Raw genomic sequence first — 18331 nt, 5'->3', positions numbered from 1 at the left:
GAGGGCAATAGACCTGCTGTGTCAGGTCAGCCGGAAAGTGGGTGGAGCGGTCTCGTCCACTTGTCCGTCTCCGGGACCTCCGGATGAGTCCCCCGGGAGGGTCGGATCGTCCGGCCCCGGAGCAGGAGTGCTCCGGCCGGGCCATGGCCGGGCGGGGTCCGTCGGGGTCGGGGACGGGGCTGACGGATCCGTGCCGAGGTCCAAGGGGTCCGGTGTGAGGGCCGGCCCGGTGGGGGTGTTCGGGGGGGCTTCCGTGGACGGGTCCGCCGGGAGGGTGGGGGAGGGAGGGGGCGTGGAGTCGCCGTCCCACTGCGGCTCGGTGGTGGGACCGCTCGGAACGGCCGGGGCGCCTCCGGTGTCCCGCTGGACCTCCGCGAAGCGCTCCACCGGCTGCCCCTTCAGCGCCGCCTTCGTGTACGCCGTCCAGATCCTTGCTGGGTACGTACCGCCGCCGACGTGCTGCAAGCCGCCGATGCCGGCCACCGGCATGCGGGCGTGGGTCTCGGGGTCCTCCCGGAAGACCCCCACCGACGTCGTGATCTGCGGCGTGTAGCCGACGAACCACACGGACTTGCGCTCGTTCGTGGTGCCGGTCTTGCCGGCCGCCGGACGGCCCAGGGCCCGTGCGGCGGATCCCGAACCGCCTGGGTCGTCCACGACCCCGCGCAGCACGTCCGTGACGGTGTCCGCCGTCTCCTCGTCGAACGCGCGATCGGACTTCGGCTCGGGCAACTTCCGCTTTTCGCCGACGTGTTCCAGGGATTCGATCATCCGGGGAGCTCGGTGCGTCCCGTGGTTGGCGAAGGTCGCGTAGGAGCCGGCCAGTTCCACCGCGTTGGGCGACGCCACACCGAGGGGCAGGGACGGGGTCGCCGACAGGTCGGGCGTTTCGGCGGGCACGCCCGCCGCCACCGCGGCGTCACGCACCGCCGACAACCCGGCGTCCTCGCCGAGCTGCGCGTACACCGAGTTGACCGAACGGGCCATGGCCGAGCGGAGGGTGATGCTGCCGTAGCTGCGGCCCCCCTCGTTACCGGGTGCGTACCCTGAGCGGGTCACCTTGTGCCCGTCGTCGCCGTCGTAGCGAGTGCCGGGCCGGATGCGGCGCCCATCGGAGGTCTTCGCATCATTCTCCAGGGCGGCGGCCAGCGCGAACGGTTTGAACGTGGAACCGGCCTGCACGTCGCGGCGGATCGCGTCGTTGACGAACTGCTTCAGGTAGTCGGGGCCGCCGTACAAGGCGATCACCTCGCCGGTCTTGTTGTCGATGGACGCGGCACCGGCCCGCACGCCGGTGTCGGCGTTGCGCTGTTCTGGTCGCAGCCGGTCTCGCAGCTGCGTGTCGACCGCCTTGACAAGGTCGTCCTGCCGGTTCTTGTCGAACGTGGTTCTGATCGTCCAGCCGCCGGCTGCCAGATCGGCCTCGGTGGCCGCCCCCGACGTGACCAGTGCGGTCCGTGCCGCGTCGACCAGGTAGCCGGCCTGCCCCTGGAGCCCGGGCGTCGCCTGCGGTTCCTTGGGCTCGGGGAAGGCCATCCCGTCCCGCTCGGTCTTGGGCAACCAGCCCTTCCCGACCATGCCGTCCAGGATCCAGTTCCAGCGGGCCAGTGCCTGCTCCCGGTACTCCGGTGACTGCTTCACGTCGAAGCGGCTGGGGGCGTTGAGCAGGGTGGCCAGATAGGCGCCCTGAGCGGCGTCGAGATCAGCCGCGTTGATGCCGTAGTAGGCCCTCGCCGCCGCGTCGATCCCGTAGGCGCCCCGCCCGTAGTAGCTGGTGTTGAGGTAGCCCGTCAGCACCTCTTGCTTGGACATGCTCCGGTCTACCTTGAGCGCGATGAAAAGCTCCCGGAACTTGCGTGTGAGGGTCCGCTCCTGCGTCAGGTAGTAGTTCTTCACGTACTGCTGCGTGATGGTCGACCCCCCCTGCGTTGCTCCTCCGGAGAGGTTGGCCAGCAGCGCCCGGCCCATGCCGGTGACGGAGAAGGCGGGGTCCTCGTAGAAGCTCCGGTGTTCGGCGGCGAGCGTCGCCTGCTGCGCGGCCAGCGAGATCCGCGAAAGGGGCACCACAGTGCGGTTCACCTCCCCGGTACGGGCGATCGGAGTGCCGTCCCTGTACAGCCACGTGTTCGCCTGGGAGATGGCCCGCTTGTTCGGGTCGGGCACGTCCACCAGCAGGTAGGCGGAAGTGAACAGTGCCGCGGTCAGCGCGGCACCGCCGAGGGCCGTCAGCAGCAGCACCCGGGGCCGCGGCACGAACCGCCGCCACCCCGAAGGGGGGGTGCCTGTTACGCGGACCCGGCGGCGCAGCGATCCGCGACGCACGGTGGTAGGCCCCTCGGCATGAGCCGTGGGCTCTGCGTACCCGGGACCACCTTCGGACCGGTACGGACCCATCGCTGCGGGACCGCCGGCGCCGTACGAGGAGGAGGTCGGCGGGGCCACGACGGGCCCGGGTGCCGTCTGCTCAGGATCCGGACGGAACAGGGGAAGCGGGTGTCGGCGACGGAGCCGGGCACGGTGTTCGGACATGACCGCACGGTAGGAACGTCCGTGCTAGCTGCGGCCTAATCCGCCGCTGCCGTTGGCCGAACCTTCCAGGCCGGCCCGTCCCGACACGGCTTCCCTGCCGACACCGGCGATCCGCTACACGTTGCTCACACCCAGGTGCAGGCCGGGCGGTGGCCGTTCGGCGCGCACCCGCGTCCCCCGCCCCGCTCCGACGATCGGCGGAGCCGGGCGGGGCCGCGCGTGCCTAGCGTGGAGGAAGCGGTGGTCACCCGGCCCCCACCGCCCTGTGCGGAGACCATCGCGAAGGAACGCCGGGAGCCCCCGCCATCCGGCGGAGAGGACCACCGATCCACCGCCGTCCGCCCCGGACGGGCGAGGGTCACGACGGGAGAAGTGGCAGCATTCGATGCGCGCGGACCACCAGCGCCGAAACCGGCGCGGCACCGAAACCGAAGCGGCGACGCCGACCCGCGGCAAGCGGACCGCCCGGGCCACCCGGGCCCGCGGCCGGCGGAGCACCACAGGGAAGCCGACCACGCCGGGCGATGGCGTTCCCACCCCGACCCGGTCCCCGGCGGGCTCCGGCGCCGAGGGCGGGACCCGACCGGAAGCCGCGGATGCACCCGTTGGCGCCAAGGCCTCCACCCCGCGCGGGCTGCGTCGCCTGCGCGACACCCGCGTCCGCACCCGCCTCTACGCCGTCATGGCCATCCCCCTGGTCGCCGCCGGGGTGCTCGGTGGAACCCGGGTCGGCGCCGCCCTTGATCAGGCCGGGCGGTACGAGCAGTTCCACGACATGGCGGGGCTCACCCGTACCGGCACCGAACTCATCCAGCAGCTGCAGCGGGAACGCAACCTGGTCATCGACCCGCAGGCCTCCTCCGCGGCCGGCAGCGCAGGCCTCGCCCAGGCCCGCGAGGCGACCGACGCTCTCCAGCGCCGCTTCGACGGGCAGGCCGCCGACCTGGAGCAGACCGGCCGCCTCCGCACCCACCTCGACGCCATCGCCCAGTCCATGGCGAAGCTGCCCGAGATCCGGGCGATGGTCGACCGAGGCGTTTCCGGATCACAGGCCGACACCGCCTACCTCGGCCTGATCATGCCCCTGCTGGGCATCGACAACGAGCTCGACGGCCAGCTCAACCAGTCGCACTCCCAGGGCTGGGCGCTCTATACGCTGGCCCTCGCCAACTCCATGCTCTCCAGCGAGCACGCCCTGATGTCCCAGGCCGTGCACGAGGGCAAGCTGTCCACCGACCAGAAGGCCGCGCTCCTCGCCACCGTCAAGGTTCGGGACATGGCCCAGCGCGAGTTCTCCATGGCCGCCGACCCCACGGACCGTGCGGCGTACGAACGGATCAACAAGACCTCCGACACCGGAACCGCCGAAGCCGGGCTCCAGGCCCTCCTCGCCTCACCGGAGGACCTCAAGAAGGGCGATCGACTGCCCGCCGACTGGTACGCCGACTTCGGCACCCGCGTCGATCAGCTCGACCGTCTCGCCATCGCCACCGCCGACCGGCTGATCGCCGAGAGCGAGCACGAGTACGACGACGCCCAGACCCAGGCGGTCATAGACGCCGCGCTCACCGCCGGCCTGATCGCGGTCGCCCTCGGACTGGCCTTCGCCGTCTCCCGGGGCATCTCCGAGGACCTGCGCCGACTGCGCGCCGCGGCACTGCGTGTCGCCGCCGTCGACCTCCCCCGCGTCATGGACGAACTCAAGGACAAGTCCGCCGCCGAGGTCGACCTGACGGTGCCCCCGCCGGCCGTCGATTCCGGTGACGACATCGGAGAGGTCGCCGAAGCCTTCCACCAGGTGCACCGCGAGGCGGTCAGGCTCGCCGAGGACCAGGCCAGGCTCCGCGAGTCCGTCAGCCTGCTGTTCCGCAACCTCTCGCACCGCAACCGGAGTCTCGTCCAGCGCCAGCTCGCGGTACTGACCACCCTGGAGCAGAACGAGACCGACGACACCCAGCTGAAGTCGCTCTTCGAGGTCGACCACCTCGCCGCCCGCATGCGCCGCAACAGCGAGAACCTGCTGGTCCTCGCCGGGGGCCGCCCCAGCTCCCGGCCCGCCGCGCCGATGAGTCTGCTCGACGTCGTGCGCACCGCGATGTCCGAGGTCGAGCAGTTCGAACGCGTCGGCCACGTCCAGCTGCCGCCGGTGAACGTCGCCGGACACGCCGTGTCCGACGTGGTGCACCTGCTGTCGGAGCTCCTGGAGAACGCCCTGATGTTCTCCAGCCCGCAGAGCGAGGTCCGGGTCGGCGCGCAGCGCCTGCCGGACGGCCGGACGCTGATCGAGGTCCGCGACATCGGCATCGGCATCGAACCGGACCGCCTTGAGCAGGTCAACAGCTACTTCACGGACAGGCAGGGCCTGGTGCCGGACGCCTCCGAGCACATGGGCCTGTACGTCGTCGGCCTCCTGGCCAAGCGGCACGGCATCGAGGTCTCGCTGCGCCCGGCCGACCCCGGCGTATCGGCACTGGTCGTCCTGCCTGCCGAGGTGGTGACACGCGCCGCGAAGAAGCAGCCGGACACCGGCGAGATCACCGCCGCGCCCATCATGCCCACCACCTCGGCCGCGCCGGCCATCGCGCCCCTCGGCACGCCGGACTCCGGTCCCCCCGCCGCCGACCCGGAGCACCCTGGTCGCGCCGCGGTGACCAGTGTCGCCTGGCACGCCGACCAGGAGGCCTGGCACGCCGAAGCGGAGGCGCGGCAGGCCGGTCCCGTCCAGCAGGAGCCCCCCGCTGCTCGGACCGCCGCCGGCGGCCGGCCCGCCCTGTGGTCCCCGACCTCCCTGCCCAGGATTCCGACCGGCCTGGCGGCCGACCCCCTGCCCGGGGCCGACGCCCGTCCGTACGCGGCCACGCCCTCCGCGTACGAGGGCCCCGCCACCGCCCCATCGGCGCCGGCTGAGGCGACCGGAGCCTTCCCGAAGCCGGGCCACCCGGCGATCGTCGATCCGGCCACGGTCCGCCGCCCCTACGGTCCCGGCGTCGGGGCACCCACCGGCATCCCTGCCGCGGCGCCTGCTCCCCACGCGGGCGACGGCACGCCCGTCGACATCGCGGCCGAGCACGCACAGCAGCACTCACACGATCCCTCGGGTCTGCCCCGCCGCGTGCCGATGGCCAACCTCCTGCCCGGCAGCGTCACCCCCGGCGCACCGCACACGCCCCCGCCCGCACTCGCGCACCCCGACCCGGCCCGCCTCCGCAGCCGACTCGGTGCCCTGCACGACGGCATCGCCCGCGCGCACGCGACCCCGGACAGCAACGAAAGCGAGGCCACCGCATGAGCACCCATCCCTACCCGGCAGGCACGGCCGGCACCGCCGGGGGCCGCGAGCTGGACTGGATCATCAGCCGCTTCACCGCCCGCGTGGCGGGCGTCCGCACCGCGGTCGTCGTGTCCGCCGACGGCATCCTGCTGGCGAGCGCGGAGCCAGAGGACGGCGAGGCCGACCGGCTCGCCGCCGTCACCAGCGGCCTGGCAGCCCTGGGCCTCGGCGGCGCCGAAGTCCTGGGCGCAGGCCCGGTCGGCCGCACGATCGTGGAGATGACGCACGGCACCGTCGTGCTGACCGCCATCTCCGACGGCGCCGTCCTCGCTGTTCTCGTGGGCGCCGAGTGCGATCTGGGCTTCCTCGGATACCACATGACCCGGCTGGTCGCGCAGTGTGGCGCGGCCCTCACTCCGGCCCGGCGCACTCCCAGCACCGCGCGCGCCGCCGCCGTCACGTGAGGGTGGCCGGCGGAGCGGACGGGGCGGCGGAGACCCCGTTCGGCCCGCGACCGTACACACTGACCCGAGGACGAACCACCCCCAGCCGGGTGCTGCACGTCGAGACCCTCGTGCAGTCCCGGTACGGCGGCCCTGGCCCCTGTCCCTCCGCCGTCCCCGAGCACGACGTGATCCTCCGGATGTGCGCCGAGCCGAAGTCGCTGGCCGAGGTGTCCGCGCTTCTCGGCATGCCCCTGGGCATCACCCGCGTCATGATCGCTGACCTCGCGGACGTGGCGCTGCTGACCGTCCACGAGCAGGCCGAGGGCAGCGCATCCACGGCGCTCCTCGAACGCATTCTGCGCGGTCTGAACAGGCTCTGACCCACGTGCGAGCAGTGCACACCCCAAGGCAGCGGAAGACACAGAGAGGTGGCTGAAGCGGGATGAGCCGCATTATGACAGCCAAGATCGTGATCGCGGGCGGTTTCGGAGCGGGCAAGACGACCTTCGTCGGATCGATCTCCGAGATACGCCCGCTGCGCACCGAGGCGCAGATGACCACGGCAGCCCAGAGGAAGGATGTCCTGGCGGGCGACTCCACCAAGCGGACCACCACGGTCGCGATGGACTTCGGCCGCGTCACCATCGACGAAGGCCTGGTCCTGTTCCTCTTCGGCACGCCGGGCCAGGACCGTTTCTGGTTCATGTGGGACGACCTGGTGCGCGGCGCCGTGGGCGGTGTCGTTCTCGCCGACACCCGCCGGCTCCAGGAGTCCTTCGGTGCCATCGACTACTTCGAGAACTGCGGGCTGCCCTATGTCGTGGCCCTCAACCCGTTCGACGGGAGACGCACCCACGACGTCGAGACGGTCCGCGCCGCGCTCGGCGTGGGACCCGCCGTGCCGGTGTTGCACGCCGACGCCCGCGAACGAGCCGACGTCCGCGGGGTTCTCGCCGAAGTCGTCCGCCAGGCCCTGCGACAGGCCTCCACCCCCGCCGCGTGAGCCCGACGGCCCGGCGCCCATGAACGAACCAGCGAGAGAGTGAGCAAGCATGACCCCCCATTTCCCGGATCCCGCCCGCGGTTCCCTCGCAGAACCCGCGACGCCTGGGCCGGCCGTCCCCCCCGCCCTTCACGGCGCGCCCGCTCCGTGGGACACGGGGTGGGACCACCGCGCGCGGCTCGCCCGGCTCACAGCGGCGGAACCGGACGTGCGCGAGGCCGTCGTGGGAGCCGGCGACGGCCTCGTGCTGGCTGTCGCGCCGGGCACGCCCCGCGATCGTGCGGATCAGCTCGCCGCGCTCGCCTCGGGTCTCTGCTCCCTCGCGGCGGGCGCCTGCACGCTGTTCCGCGGCGGCCAGGGCGTCCAGGTGGTGGTGGAGATGGCCGGCGGAGTGCTGTTCACCTCGCTGCTGCGGTGCGGGGCGTGCGTCATCCTGGTCGCGGCACCTGGCTGCGACGTCGCGAGGATCGGGTACGCCCTCTCCACCTACGCCGAAAGCACCCCCGGCCACCCTGGATAACCGACTCGACCGCGACCGTGCACACGAGCCCCCGCCGAACCAGGGCGGTTTCCAGGGCTCGTCGTCGCGCTGTCGTGCACTGACCGCCCGGGACCGTGCACGGCCCGGGCGGTCAGGGTGCTTCACCCCACCAGGACGCGGGGGGCCGGTGCCGTCGGGACGATCCGCCCGTTGGGCTGGGGGAGGGGGTCACTGCACGTCTGTACTGGATCACCGGTCCGGGCCGCGGCTCTGCCGCCGATCAGCACGCCGGCACTGCCGGCCTGCACGGTTCCCGTGTGGGTGGGCGGCACCTGGAAGACGCTCCCCGGCGGTGGGACGTGCGGGACCAGGGTGGCGGTGGACCCGACGGTGGCGGCGGGCCGGCCCCCGATGAGGACGGAGACACAACAGCCTCCCGTCACAACGGCGTTGACCGGGAAGGTCATCGGGGTGGGCACCGGAGGGCCCGGGGGCGCGGGAACGAGCACGATGTGGAGGTCGCTTCCGGTGACCCGGTCGCCGAGACGCGCGGCGGGTTTGGCAGGCACAAGGGGCTCCTGTGATCGAGGTGGGGACCGGCCGTCTCGTGAGAAGGGAACGGTGGGTCGGGACGGGACGTAGGGAATGTGTGTGCGCCGGGCGCCGCCGGACGCCTCAGTTCCTGGTGACGGTGCCGGAGAACGAGGCCTTCGGCGTACAGCTGCCGCGGGTGCTCGCCGTGCAGTTGACCGCCAGGACCACCGCCTCACCCGCCTTGAAGGTGTGCCGAGCGCTGACGTTCTCGTACTGGAGCGTGTTGAGCCCGCGGTAGAGCAGGCGTGTGCCGTCTCGTCGGATCTCCAGACTCCCCCGGTTGCCGTTGGGGTTCTGCAGGGCGATGCGGTCCACGGTGAGCGTCTGTCCGGCGGGGACGACGTGCTTGTAGAGCGAGTACCGACCGGCTGCCGTCGGTGCCACGTTCGCGGTGAGGTCGAACGAGGCAGCCTGGTCCTGGGCCGCCGGGCCGGCTCCGCTCTTGGGGGGCGCGGGCGCGGGGCGGGGGGCAGGTGGCGGGGTGGTCGCCGCGTTCTGGTCTGCGGCGCCACCGGTACCGGCCGGCGTCGTGTTCGCCTGGGCCTGTGGCTGTCCCTGTGTCTGCGGACTTCCGGCCGTACCGCCGGCGGAACCACTTCCCGGCTGACCCACGGTGGCCGAGCCGTGCGCCGTCCCGTTCGCGTCCGTCGTCGCCGCATAGCCCTGCGCACCCGGCTGCGCGCCGGCCGGAGGCGTCTGGCCCGTCACCGAGGCCGGAGTACCGGAGGGCGAGGGCTCGGGAGCCGCCGCTTGCGCCGTGGCCGTCTGTTCCGCGGCCACCGCCTGGGACTTCGGCGCCGCGTTCAGTACGCCGGGCAGGACGGTGAACGCGAGGACGGCGCCGGCCGCCGCGAACAGTCCCGCCTTCAGCAGCCAGCGGGGGAGCAGAGCGAGCTGCACCACTGCACCGGTGGTCCGCTCGCAGGAGCCGTCCGTGCCCAGCACGGCCACCTCGACCGGCAGAGAGCGGGGCGGCCCGGTCAGGAACCGGTTCTTCAGCCGGATTCTCACCGGGACCAGACGAGTGGTGCCCGGATCCACGACGAGGTGGCCGGGGGAGAAGCGGAACTCGACGGCGGAGTCCTCGTCACGGCCGCTGAGCTCCACGCTCACCGGCCCGTTGCCGAAGTTGTCGACCGCCAGGCGGGTACGGGCCGTCCGGCGACCGCGCACGGTGCGGGGTACGAGTTCGCAGGCCGTCTCCGTGAAGGGGGCGACCTCGATGGTGCTCTCCTGGACCGTCGATCCCGCGGTGTCCTCCATGGACACCACCCGGACGGCGAAAGATTTGGGTCCGCAGCCCACCCCGGACTCGCGTGGAGGGGTGAAGACGACCTCGGCCGTCTCGTCCTGGCCCGGGAAGACGTTCACCGCCTCTGGGCGGACGGTGATCCAGCCGGCGGCCTCTCCCAAGACGTCCAGCACGAACGTGTCGACCACGTGGCCGGTGTTGTGGAGCTTGAGCAGGCGGACGCTCTCCGTACCCGGCTCCACCGGGCCGTCCGGCTCCTCCAGCGATGCGATGACACCCATGCACCGACAATCCGGCGGCGGACGGCCGCGGAACAGGGGCTGCCGGGCAGTCTCCGGGGCAGCGCGGTCCGACGTCGCCGGCGGCGGAGCCGTACGGCCCTGATCTGCCCTCGCGGCCGGTCCGGCGGACTGCGCCGCGGGGCCGATCGGACAGTCTCGCGTACCGACCGCTCTAGGGTTCCGTTAGCACCGGGTCTCCCACACTGGGAGACGTCAACAGGCCCGGTTCCCGGAATCATTCCGGGAACTCCTGGGTGAACCGCGCTCCGCCACCGAAGGGAAGCCGTCATGCCTCAGAGGATCCCTGTGTTCGTGCAGGCCCTCGACGCCATCTCCGAGATGGGCGTCACCGCCTCGCTGAAGCAGCGTCCGGAAGTGCTCCTGGTGGCACGTTCCGAGGCGACCCCCGAGACCGTGGCCCTGCTGGTTGTCGAGAACGTCGACGACGCCGCGATGCGCATGGTCCACGAGGCCCGAGGCCGGGGTGTGGAGCGGATCGTGGTGGTGGCGGGCACCCTGACCGAGGAGTGCGTCATGGCCCTGGCCCAGGTGGGCGTGCGGGGCGTGGCCCGGCGGCGCGACGCCACCCCCTCCGCCCTGGTCGACGCTGTCTCCTCGGTCAGTCGGGGCGCAGGCACGGTGCCGGCCGATCTGGTCAGCCACCTGCTCAAGCAGCTGTCCCGGCTGCAGAACGAGGGGAGCGGCCCGCGAGGGCGGCGTTTCACCGGTATCACCGAGCGGGAGACCAACGTCCTGCGACTCGTTTCCCACGGCTACGACACGCAGGAGATCGCCAGCGAGCTGTGCTACTCGGAGCGGACGGTAAAGAACACCCTTCACGCGATCAACACGCGCTTCCAACTGCGTAACCGTTCTCACGCGGTCGCCTACGCCATTCGCGAGGGCTTCATCTGAGCCGAACGGGCGGTGCGGCCTGGCATTCCGCTCGTCCGGTTCACCCCGGACGACGTGGCGGTGAGGCCGCGACCGAGCCGCAAGCCGGCCGGGGCAGGCGAACGGCTCCGCGGAGCACGGCAGTGGACCGTGTGAGGCTGATCCTTTGGAGTGGACACCCTGACAACGGATCTTGATGGTCCAGGGAGGGATGTCCGGGTGGGACGTAAGTCTCCGTATCCGGAGGAGTTCAGGAAGGACGCGGTCGCGCTCTACCGCGCCACGGCCGGGAGGCGGACGTACGCGACGGTGGCCGCGGATCTCGGCATCACCGCGGAGTCGCTGCGGACGTGGGTGCGCAAGGCCGAGGCCCAGTCCGTGCCTGAGGCCCGCGACGGCAGCGGGAGCGCGGCCGAGGAGCTGGTCCGGCTGCGGGCGGAGAACGCCCGGCTGCTCAAGGCCGAGCAGGAGTGGCGGCTGGAGCGCGAGATCCTGCGCCGGGCAGCCGCCTGTTTCGCTCGGGAGGTGAAGTGGGCGCCCTCCGCTGGGCCTTCATCTCCGACAACCGCGCCGACTTCGGCGTCAAGCGGATCTGCCGGGTGCTCGGGGCGTCCCGCGCCGGCTACTACCGACACCTGGGCTCCGAGCAGGTCCGCACCGAGCGCCAGGCCGAGGAGGCTCGGACCGACAGCGAGATCCGCGCCATCCACGCCGAACACCTGGGTGCCCATGGTGCCCCCGCGCGTCCATGCCGCAAGCGGGTCACCCGGCTGATGCGGATCAATCACATCGTCGGCCGGCACCTGCGGAAGAGGAAGCGGACCAGGATCGCGGTGCCCGTGCCGGACCTGGTGATGCGCGACTTCACCGCGGACACGCTGAACACCAGGTGCGGCGACATCACCTACATACCCGCCGGCACGGCCTGGCTCTACCTCGCCACGGTGATCGACATCTGCTCGAGGAGGGTCGTGGGCTGGTCGATCGCGGACCATATGCGCACCTCGCTGGTCACCGACGCGATCGAGATGGCCGTGGCCGCCCGCGGCGGCCGGGTCCACGGAGTCGTTTTCCACACGGACAGGGGCGCCCAGCGCGGCCGCCTTCGCCGACGTCTGCCGCCGGCACGGCATCCGTCGCAGCATGGGCCGGGTCGGCTCGAGCTACGACAACGCGCTCGCCGAGTCGTTCTTCCAGGGCCTCAAGCGCGAGTGGCTCCACGGACGCCGCTGGACCTCGAAGGCACAGGCCCGGCTCGACGAGCGGTTCCGCCGGCTGTCGTACTACAACCGGCACCTCGCCACTCCGCGCTCGGCTACCTCACACCAGCCGAGTTCGAACAACAACTGATCACGACACGTACGCTGTCACTCGTCGCATGAAACCCGGCGTCCACCCCCAGGGACCAACCTCACGTGCTCCGCGGAGCCGTTCTCTCGCCGTGCCGGCCGGTCAGGCCAGGAACGGGACGGATCCGGACGGGGGGCCGCCGAAGAACAGGCTGACCCGGGCCCCGCGCGGATGCGCACGACCCAACTCCACTCGTCCACCGGACTTGATCGTGGTCCGCCGGCAGATGTCCAGGCCCAATCCGGTGGACCCGCCGGTGCTGTGGCCCCGGTCGAGCACCCGCAGGTCGGTGAAGCCGGGCCCGTCGTCCTCCAGGACGAACACGGCCCCCGCCCCGTCGGCGGGTACCACCGCCGCCTTTATCGACGTGCCTTCGGGAGTGTGCGCGAAGGTGTTCTCGATCAGCGCGTCGATCGCCGCCACCAACTCCGTCTTCGGTACCAGCACGGTACACGGCCCGGCCGGTACGTCCAGTTCGCACCCCCGCCCCTGCTCCTCGGCGAGCGGTGCCCAGAACTCGATGCGCTCGTGCGCCACGGCCGCGAGGTCCGTCGTCGCCTTGCGGTCGCAGATGGGGTGACGTGCCCGCCGGATGATCCATGTCAGCTCGTCGTTCAGATCGGTGATACCTGCCAGCATCCGGTTCGCGTCCTCCTCCACGGACAGCGCCTCGGCCTGGAGCATCAGCAAGGTGATGGGGGTCCGCAAGCGGTGCGACAGGTCCGCCAGCGCCTCCCGCTCGTTGACGAGCAGCGCGTCGATGCGGGCCGCGAGGGTGTTGAGCGTCCGTCCGAGCTGTTCCAGCTCCGCGGGTCCTCCGCCCTCGTACCGCGCGGTGAGGTCACCGCGCCGCAACCGGTCCGCCACGTCGGTCAGTTGGGCGGTCGTGCGCACGATGGACCGCCCCAGTCGGTCTGCCACCACAGCGGCGGCCGAGGGCAGCGCGACCGCCGCCACCACGAAAAAACCGAGTACGTCGCGGTCGTGCAGGACCAGTGGCACCGCGCACAGCAGTACGGCCAGCATGGCCGTCACCGCGTTCGTCAGGGCCAGTCGCCGCCGCATCACGACGCCGGCTCCGACAGCTTCACGCCGACGCCCCGCACACTGTGCAGGTACCGGGGTTCCGCCGCCGTCTCTCCCAACCGCCTGCGCAGCCAGGACAGGTGAACGTCCACGGTCTTCCCGCTGGTGCCGTACGCGTTGTCCCAGACCTCGGCGATCAGCTCGTTCTTGCCGACCACGCGGCCGGCGTGCTTCGCCAGGTAGGCCAGCAGACGGAATTCCTTCGGTCTGATCTCCAGCCTCTCCCCCCGGTGCAGCACCGTGTGGGATGCCGGATGGATCTCCAGCTCGCCGATACGGTACGAGGTGTCTTCGAGCCGCTCACCGCTGCGTCGCAGGACGGCGCGGATCCGCGCGTCCAGGTGCTCGGCGGAGAACGGCTTCACCACATAGTCGTCGGCACCCAGGTCGAGAGCGCGCACGATGTTGGTGTCGTCGTCCCGAGCGGTGGTCACGAGCACGGGCACGGTGCTCATGGTCCGCAGCATCTTCAGCACGTCGAGACCGTCCATGTCCGGAAGCCCCAGGTCCAGCAGCACCACGTCGGGGGCCCGGGAGGCCACGTGGCTCAACCCCTCCCCGCCGCGCGAGACGCCGTGTACCTCGTACTTCAGCTTCCTGAGGGAGGAGGAAAGGAACTGGCGGATCTCCGTGCTGTCCTCGATGACCGTTACCTGCAACCAGCCCATGGGTACTCCACTGAGTCGGTGGCGCTCTCGTCGCGCCTTCGACTCCACGGTCCCGGGCCCGGCGCCTCCGTCACACGGGCGACCGGCTCTCGGCCCGGACGAGTTCCGCTCCGCCGATCGGCTCCGGTTCAGTCCACCAGGCCACGCCTCATCCCCTCGGCTACCGCCGCGGCACGGTCGGACACCCCGAGCTTCTCGTAGACGTGCTGGGCGTGCGTCTTCACCGTGCTCGGTGCGAGGAACAGCTTCTGGGCCACCTGCGGAATGCTGAGCCCCTGGGCGAAGTACTTCAGAACCTCCAGCTCCCTCTCGCTGAAGGCCGGGCCCGCGGTCTGGGCCCGGAGCCGGATCTCGTCGGCGACGCCCCCGGCGAGTTCCGGCGGGATCACCGTCTTGCCCTGCGCCGCCTGTGCGACCGCCTCGATGACCTCGGCGCGCTTGGCGTCCTTCAGAAGGTATCCGGCGGCGCCTTCTTCCAGAGCCCGGAAGACCAGCTCGCTGTTGGCGAACGCACTGACCAGCAGGACCCGCGTGGCCATTCCGCTCTGGGCGACGGCGCGGGTGACGGCGATGCCGTCCATGTCAGGCATCTTGTAGTCGACGACCGCGACGTCCGGAATGAGTTCCTTGATCATCGTGACGGCGGCACGTCCGCCCTCGGCCTCACCCACCACCTCGATCGCGTCGCTCCAAGACAGGGCCCGCTTGAGGCCCTCCCGGTAGAGGGGATGGTCGTCGGCGATGATCACCCGCGTGCGTTCCTTCATGGAACCACCCCAATAGCCACGACTTTTTCCGATCATATCTCCGCATAACGAACAGGGCGCGACGGGCCGGCCGATCCTCACTCACAGTAGCCTTCCCGCGATTCAGGGTCATGGAGCGGCTGGTCTAAGGGGCCGACCGTCCCCGCTCGGGGGTCCGTATCGCACCCCCTGAACGGGGGAGCGCGGCTCTTCGCTACGAAGCGGCCCCGTAGATCACCTGCGCGCACGTCAGCCCGCTCAGAGCCCCGCACCAAGAGCCTGCGCGCGCTCCCGCCGATGGGGCCGGCAGGCGTCGCCTACGGTCCACGGGGGTACGTTCCGGGCCTTTTGAAACCCGGGCGGATCCCTGCCACGGTGAATTCGGGATACCGGCCGACAAGCCGGATCCCACTCCAGTCCCCGACCGAAAGGCAGCCCGATGCCCCCCCGCCAGCGTTTCCCGTCCGGCCGCTTCGCCCGCTCCCGCACCGCGCTGACCGCCGTCGCCGCCGTGGTGGGTGCGGCCACCGCAGCGATCGCCGCCTCACCGGCGCAGGCGGCCCCCATGAGCACCCCGCAGATGATCGCCCAGCGGATGATCCCGGACGCAGGACAGTTCACCGCCTTCAGCGACGTGGTGTCGCACGAGTCCGGCTGGAACCCCCGCGCGGTCAACCCGAGCAGCGGTGCCTATGGCATCGGCCAGGCCCTCCCCGCGACCTCGATGGCCTCTGCGGGCCCGCACTGGCGGACTGACGCGGCTACCCAGATCAAGTGGACGCTGAACTACATGAACTCCCGCTACGGCAGCCCCGAGGCCGCCTGGGCGTTCTGGCAGCAGCACCACTGGTACTGATCTGCCGCCGCCCGGGGCCCGGCGGCGGCAGGTCCGAGCCGCCGCTCAGCCGGAGAACGGAGCCGGAAGGGCCGGCCCGCCACGCACGCTCACACCGCCGGGCTTGCCCGGGTTCCGGAACAGCGTGCCCGCCTTCCGGGCATGGTCCGCCGCCCGCTGCCGGATCACCGTCAGTTGATCGTACGTCGGCCTGGGTGCTCGTAGTCCTGCGGTACCGCAGCCCTGGCGCAATCGAAACCCTTGGCACCGCTCGCGCCTCCGCCGTCATTGCAGGCGCGCCATTCGGCGTGGCTTGCGGGGCGTGTCGCCCCTCGAAGCGGCGAGGGGCCCGCCGTAGCCGGGGCCAGGGTGAAAACGAGCAGGCAGGCACAACCCAGTGCCACGCCCGTCGCCTCGCTGATCGTGCTCATCGGCAGATCCCTTCGCAGGCCCCTGAGCTGTCTCAGTGTGCCCTGTTGCGAGTGAGTGAGCGAGCGGTGGCGGGCCGGCACCCCGGCGAGACCGTGAGGGACGCCCCGGGTCGCCCGTTACGTCCAGGACGTCGTCGGCTGTTCGCCGACGCCGACCTCCATGCGACCGCGCAGACCGCGGCGGCGTCCGGCACGTGCCGACGGTGTTGCCGGACACTGCCGTCCGCCTGTACTACCCCGCGCCGCCCCGCTGACCCGGCCGTATTCGACTCACCTCGCCCCGGGCTTCGGTGGCTTTTCCACCTCCTCCCCCGATCGCCCCCCCCTGATCGTCGCGCGCGGGTCCCCCGGGCCCGGACTCCAACGGCGGATCCCCCCTCCGGCCTGCGCCGAGAGGATCGATAGACGACGGCCGGAACCGCGGCCGCACCCGACCGCACGGCCGACGGAGGACCCGCGCATGAGGACTCGAGCCCCTCACCTGATACTGACCAGCGCCGCCCTCGCCGCAGGCGCCCTCCTCCCCTCGGTCGCCCACGCCGCCGGACCCGCCACGCCGGCACCGAGCCCGCCGCGTCCCGCCGCGGCGGCGCAGGGTGAAGACACCCGTCCCCTGCTGACGATCACACCGGGCGACGGCTCCCGTAACGTGCCGACCACGGGGACGCCGGGCGTCACCGTGAACCACGGCACGCTCACCGCAGTCACCATGACCACCGTGGCCGGAGGCCGTACTGCGGGAGGCCACACCTTGCGAGGCACCTTCAGCGAGGACCACACGACCTGGCGACCCGCAACCACCACTCTGGCCGCCGCGACCGTGTACCGGATCGACGCCACCGGCAAGGCTCCGGACGGCCGGTCCCTGACCCAACGGACCACCTTCACCACGGCGGGCCCCGCCGGCGTCCTGACGGGCTACCTCGTCCCCGGCGACCGCACCACGGTCGGCGTCGGCATGCCGGTCTCCGTCACCTTCGACAAGCCCGTCACCGACCGTGCTCGGGTCGCCGCCGCCATTCACGTCACCTCCACCTCAGGGCAGAAGGCCGTCGGCCACTGGTTCGGCTCCCAGCGCCTCGACTTCCGCCCCCGGGATTTCTGGAAGGCGGACAGCGACATCACCGTCGACATGGATCTCCGGGGCGTAACCGCCGGGCCCGGTCTGCGCGGCGACGAGAGCCGCACCAGCACCTTCCACGTCGGCCGAGCCCAGATCTCCACCGTCGACGCCGCAGCGAAGACGATGCAGGTCGTACGCGACGACAAGCCCCTGCGTACCCTCCCCATCAGCGCCGGTGCCCCCGAGAGCCCCACCTACAACGGCACCATGGTCATTTCCGAGAAGCACCACGAGATGCGCATGAACGGCAGCAGCGTCGGCTATCTCGACGAGGACGGCAAGCCCGCCTACGACATCCCGGACGTCCCTCACGCCATGCGACTCAGTGATTCAGGCACGTTCGTGCACGGCAACTACTGGGCGCCCACGAACGTGTTCGGCCAGAAGAACACCAGTCACGGTTGCATCGGCCTGGCGGATGTCAAGGGCGGCGCTACAGAGACGACCCCCGCGGCATGGCTGTATGCCAACTCCCTGGTCGGAGACGTCGTCGTGGTGAAGAACTCAGGTGACCGTACGATCTCCCCGGATAACGGCCTCAGCGATTGGAACCTCCCCTGGAGCGCGTGGGTCAGGGGTGCAGCCTCGTGAACAAGCCCTGGAAGGACGCATCGCCATGACCGATCCGACCCTGGACCTCGACGCCTTCTGCGGTACCTGGCGGATCGTCTCCTCCACGTTCCCCATGTGGACGCGCGGCTCGCGCACCGGACCACGATTCACGTACGCCTGGCTGTCGCCGGCCGCCGACGGCGCCCCGCGCCTGGCGGACAACGTGACGTACGAGGTGCGGGGCCGGACCCGCTCCATCAAGGGGGTGGACACCCTTCGGACGGGTGCGACGGGCCCGGAGTTCCGCTGGCGCGGCAGCGGCCTGCTCGCACCTTTGACCAGCATCTGGCGCGTCGCCGAGCTCGGCGCCTACGACACCTGGGCCGTCATCGTCTTCTCCCGGTCCCTGCTAACCCCGGCCGAGGTGGACGTCGTGGTCCGGCCGAAGGCCATAGCGGACCCCGAGGTCCTGGACGCGGCTCGCGAGCGCAGCCGGACGCTGGGCGCCCGCTGGATCCTCTGAAAGGCGTCTTCCTCTCCGCTGCCCGTGCTCAGCGTGATTGCCATCCGGGAGTGACCACAGATGCAGTTGATGTCGCGGGTGACCATGTGCGGTCGGCTCGGGGCGCGGTGACTGCGTTGCCGCTGTTCCGTTTCCCCGAGCCGCCGGCCCGAACCGGACGTGCGACTTTCACCGCATCCGGCTCTCCACATGTCTTTCCCGGTGGTCAGCCTCTGCGGGCTGCGGGTTCGATGGTCCACGGAGTCGGGATACGTGCTCCGCGGTAG

Annotated in this window: 15 protein-coding genes and 1 pseudogene; 10 read left to right on the top strand and 6 right to left on the bottom strand. The window is 71.4% G+C overall.

Annotation, left to right across the window (positions count from 1 at the left end; genetic code table 11):
- Window positions 1-21: 21 nt before the first annotated feature.
- Window positions 22-2253 (bottom strand): transglycosylase domain-containing protein, encoded by a 2232-nt coding sequence (locus tag ACIPXC_RS21985; protein ID WP_401620740.1) that lies wholly within the window; start codon window positions 2251-2253, stop codon window positions 22-24.
- 661 nt (window positions 2254-2914) lie between these two features.
- Here ACIPXC_RS21985 and ACIPXC_RS21980 point away from each other — a divergent pair.
- The 5 genes from ACIPXC_RS21980 to ACIPXC_RS21960 all read left to right on the top strand — a co-directional run bounded on the left by ACIPXC_RS21980 (window position 2915) and on the right by ACIPXC_RS21960 (window position 7769).
- Window positions 2915-5818: a nitrate- and nitrite sensing domain-containing protein gene (locus tag ACIPXC_RS21980; RefSeq protein ID WP_401620737.1), complete on the top strand. Its 2904-nt coding sequence runs from the start codon at window positions 2915-2917 to the stop codon at window positions 5816-5818.
- Complete coding sequence (locus ACIPXC_RS21975) at window positions 5815-6264, top strand: roadblock/LC7 domain-containing protein (protein WP_401620735.1); 450 nt, start codon at window positions 5815-5817, stop codon at window positions 6262-6264. The genes ACIPXC_RS21980 and ACIPXC_RS21975 overlap by 4 nt, the downstream gene beginning before the upstream one ends.
- A complete protein-coding gene (locus tag ACIPXC_RS21970; RefSeq protein ID WP_401620732.1) occupies window positions 6150-6626 on the top strand; it encodes a DUF742 domain-containing protein in 477 nt (158 codons plus the stop codon). The genes ACIPXC_RS21975 and ACIPXC_RS21970 overlap by 115 nt, the downstream gene beginning before the upstream one ends.
- 74 nt (window positions 6627-6700) lie before the next feature.
- Window positions 6701-7249: a GTP-binding protein gene (locus ACIPXC_RS21965; RefSeq protein WP_401620729.1), complete on the top strand. Its 549-nt coding sequence runs from the start codon at window positions 6701-6703 to the stop codon at window positions 7247-7249.
- A gap of 49 nt (window positions 7250-7298) precedes the next feature.
- Window positions 7299-7769, top strand: a complete 471-nt coding sequence (locus ACIPXC_RS21960; protein ID WP_401620726.1) for a roadblock/LC7 domain-containing protein — start codon at window positions 7299-7301, stop codon at window positions 7767-7769.
- Between the two features lie 122 nt (window positions 7770-7891).
- Here ACIPXC_RS21960 and ACIPXC_RS21955 read toward each other — a convergent pair whose 3' ends face one another.
- Window positions 7892-8197 carry a PAAR domain-containing protein gene (locus ACIPXC_RS21955; protein WP_401620932.1) on the bottom strand — a complete coding sequence of 102 codons (306 nt, stop codon included), beginning with the start codon at window positions 8195-8197 and terminating at the stop codon, window positions 7892-7894.
- 208 nt (window positions 8198-8405) lie between these two features.
- Window positions 8406-9857: a hypothetical protein gene (locus ACIPXC_RS21950; protein WP_401620723.1), complete on the bottom strand. Its 1452-nt coding sequence runs from the start codon at window positions 9855-9857 to the stop codon at window positions 8406-8408.
- Window positions 9858-10145: 288 nt separating this feature from the next.
- Between ACIPXC_RS21950 and ACIPXC_RS21945 the strand changes: the two genes are divergently transcribed.
- Both ACIPXC_RS21945 and ACIPXC_RS21940 read left to right on the top strand, forming a co-directional pair.
- Window positions 10146-10772 carry a response regulator transcription factor gene (locus ACIPXC_RS21945; RefSeq protein ID WP_401620721.1) on the top strand — a complete coding sequence of 209 codons (627 nt, stop codon included), beginning with the start codon at window positions 10146-10148 and terminating at the stop codon, window positions 10770-10772.
- A gap of 198 nt (window positions 10773-10970) precedes the next feature.
- Window positions 10971-12133: pseudogene (locus ACIPXC_RS21940) on the top strand (IS3 family transposase).
- Window positions 12134-12203: 70 nt separating this feature from the next.
- Here the strand turns inward: ACIPXC_RS21940 and ACIPXC_RS21935 are convergent.
- From ACIPXC_RS21935 to ACIPXC_RS21925, 3 genes are all read right to left on the bottom strand, one after another.
- Complete coding sequence (locus ACIPXC_RS21935; RefSeq protein WP_401620718.1) at window positions 12204-13166, bottom strand: sensor histidine kinase; 963 nt, start codon at window positions 13164-13166, stop codon at window positions 12204-12206.
- Window positions 13166-13855 carry a response regulator transcription factor gene (locus tag ACIPXC_RS21930; RefSeq protein WP_401620715.1) on the bottom strand — a complete coding sequence of 230 codons (690 nt, stop codon included), beginning with the start codon at window positions 13853-13855 and terminating at the stop codon, window positions 13166-13168. Before ACIPXC_RS21930 ends, ACIPXC_RS21935 begins: the two co-directional genes overlap by 1 nt.
- A 128-nt stretch (window positions 13856-13983) precedes the next feature.
- Window positions 13984-14622, bottom strand: coding sequence for a response regulator (locus ACIPXC_RS21925; protein ID WP_401620712.1), 639 nt, complete (start codon window positions 14620-14622; stop codon window positions 13984-13986).
- A gap of 418 nt (window positions 14623-15040) precedes the next feature.
- Here ACIPXC_RS21925 and ACIPXC_RS21920 point away from each other — a divergent pair, with 418 nt between their 5' ends.
- From ACIPXC_RS21920 to ACIPXC_RS21910, 3 genes are all read left to right on the top strand, one after another.
- Window positions 15041-15457, top strand: coding sequence for a transglycosylase SLT domain-containing protein (locus tag ACIPXC_RS21920; protein ID WP_401620709.1), 417 nt, complete (start codon window positions 15041-15043; stop codon window positions 15455-15457).
- An 870-nt stretch (window positions 15458-16327) separates the two neighbouring features.
- Window positions 16328-17581, top strand: a complete 1254-nt coding sequence (locus ACIPXC_RS21915) for an Ig-like domain-containing protein (RefSeq protein WP_401620706.1) — start codon at window positions 16328-16330, stop codon at window positions 17579-17581.
- Between the two features lie 25 nt (window positions 17582-17606).
- Window positions 17607-18065 (top strand): hypothetical protein, encoded by a 459-nt coding sequence (locus ACIPXC_RS21910; RefSeq protein WP_401620703.1) that lies wholly within the window; start codon window positions 17607-17609, stop codon window positions 18063-18065.
- Window positions 18066-18331 lie beyond the last annotated feature (266 nt).

The organism is Streptomyces sp. NPDC090021, from assembly GCF_044748225.1.
Taxonomy (GTDB): domain Bacteria; phylum Actinomycetota; class Actinomycetes; order Streptomycetales; family Streptomycetaceae; genus Streptomyces.
Note: the sequence above shows the minus strand (reverse complement) of the source record. Positions and strands in the feature narration are given on the sequence as shown.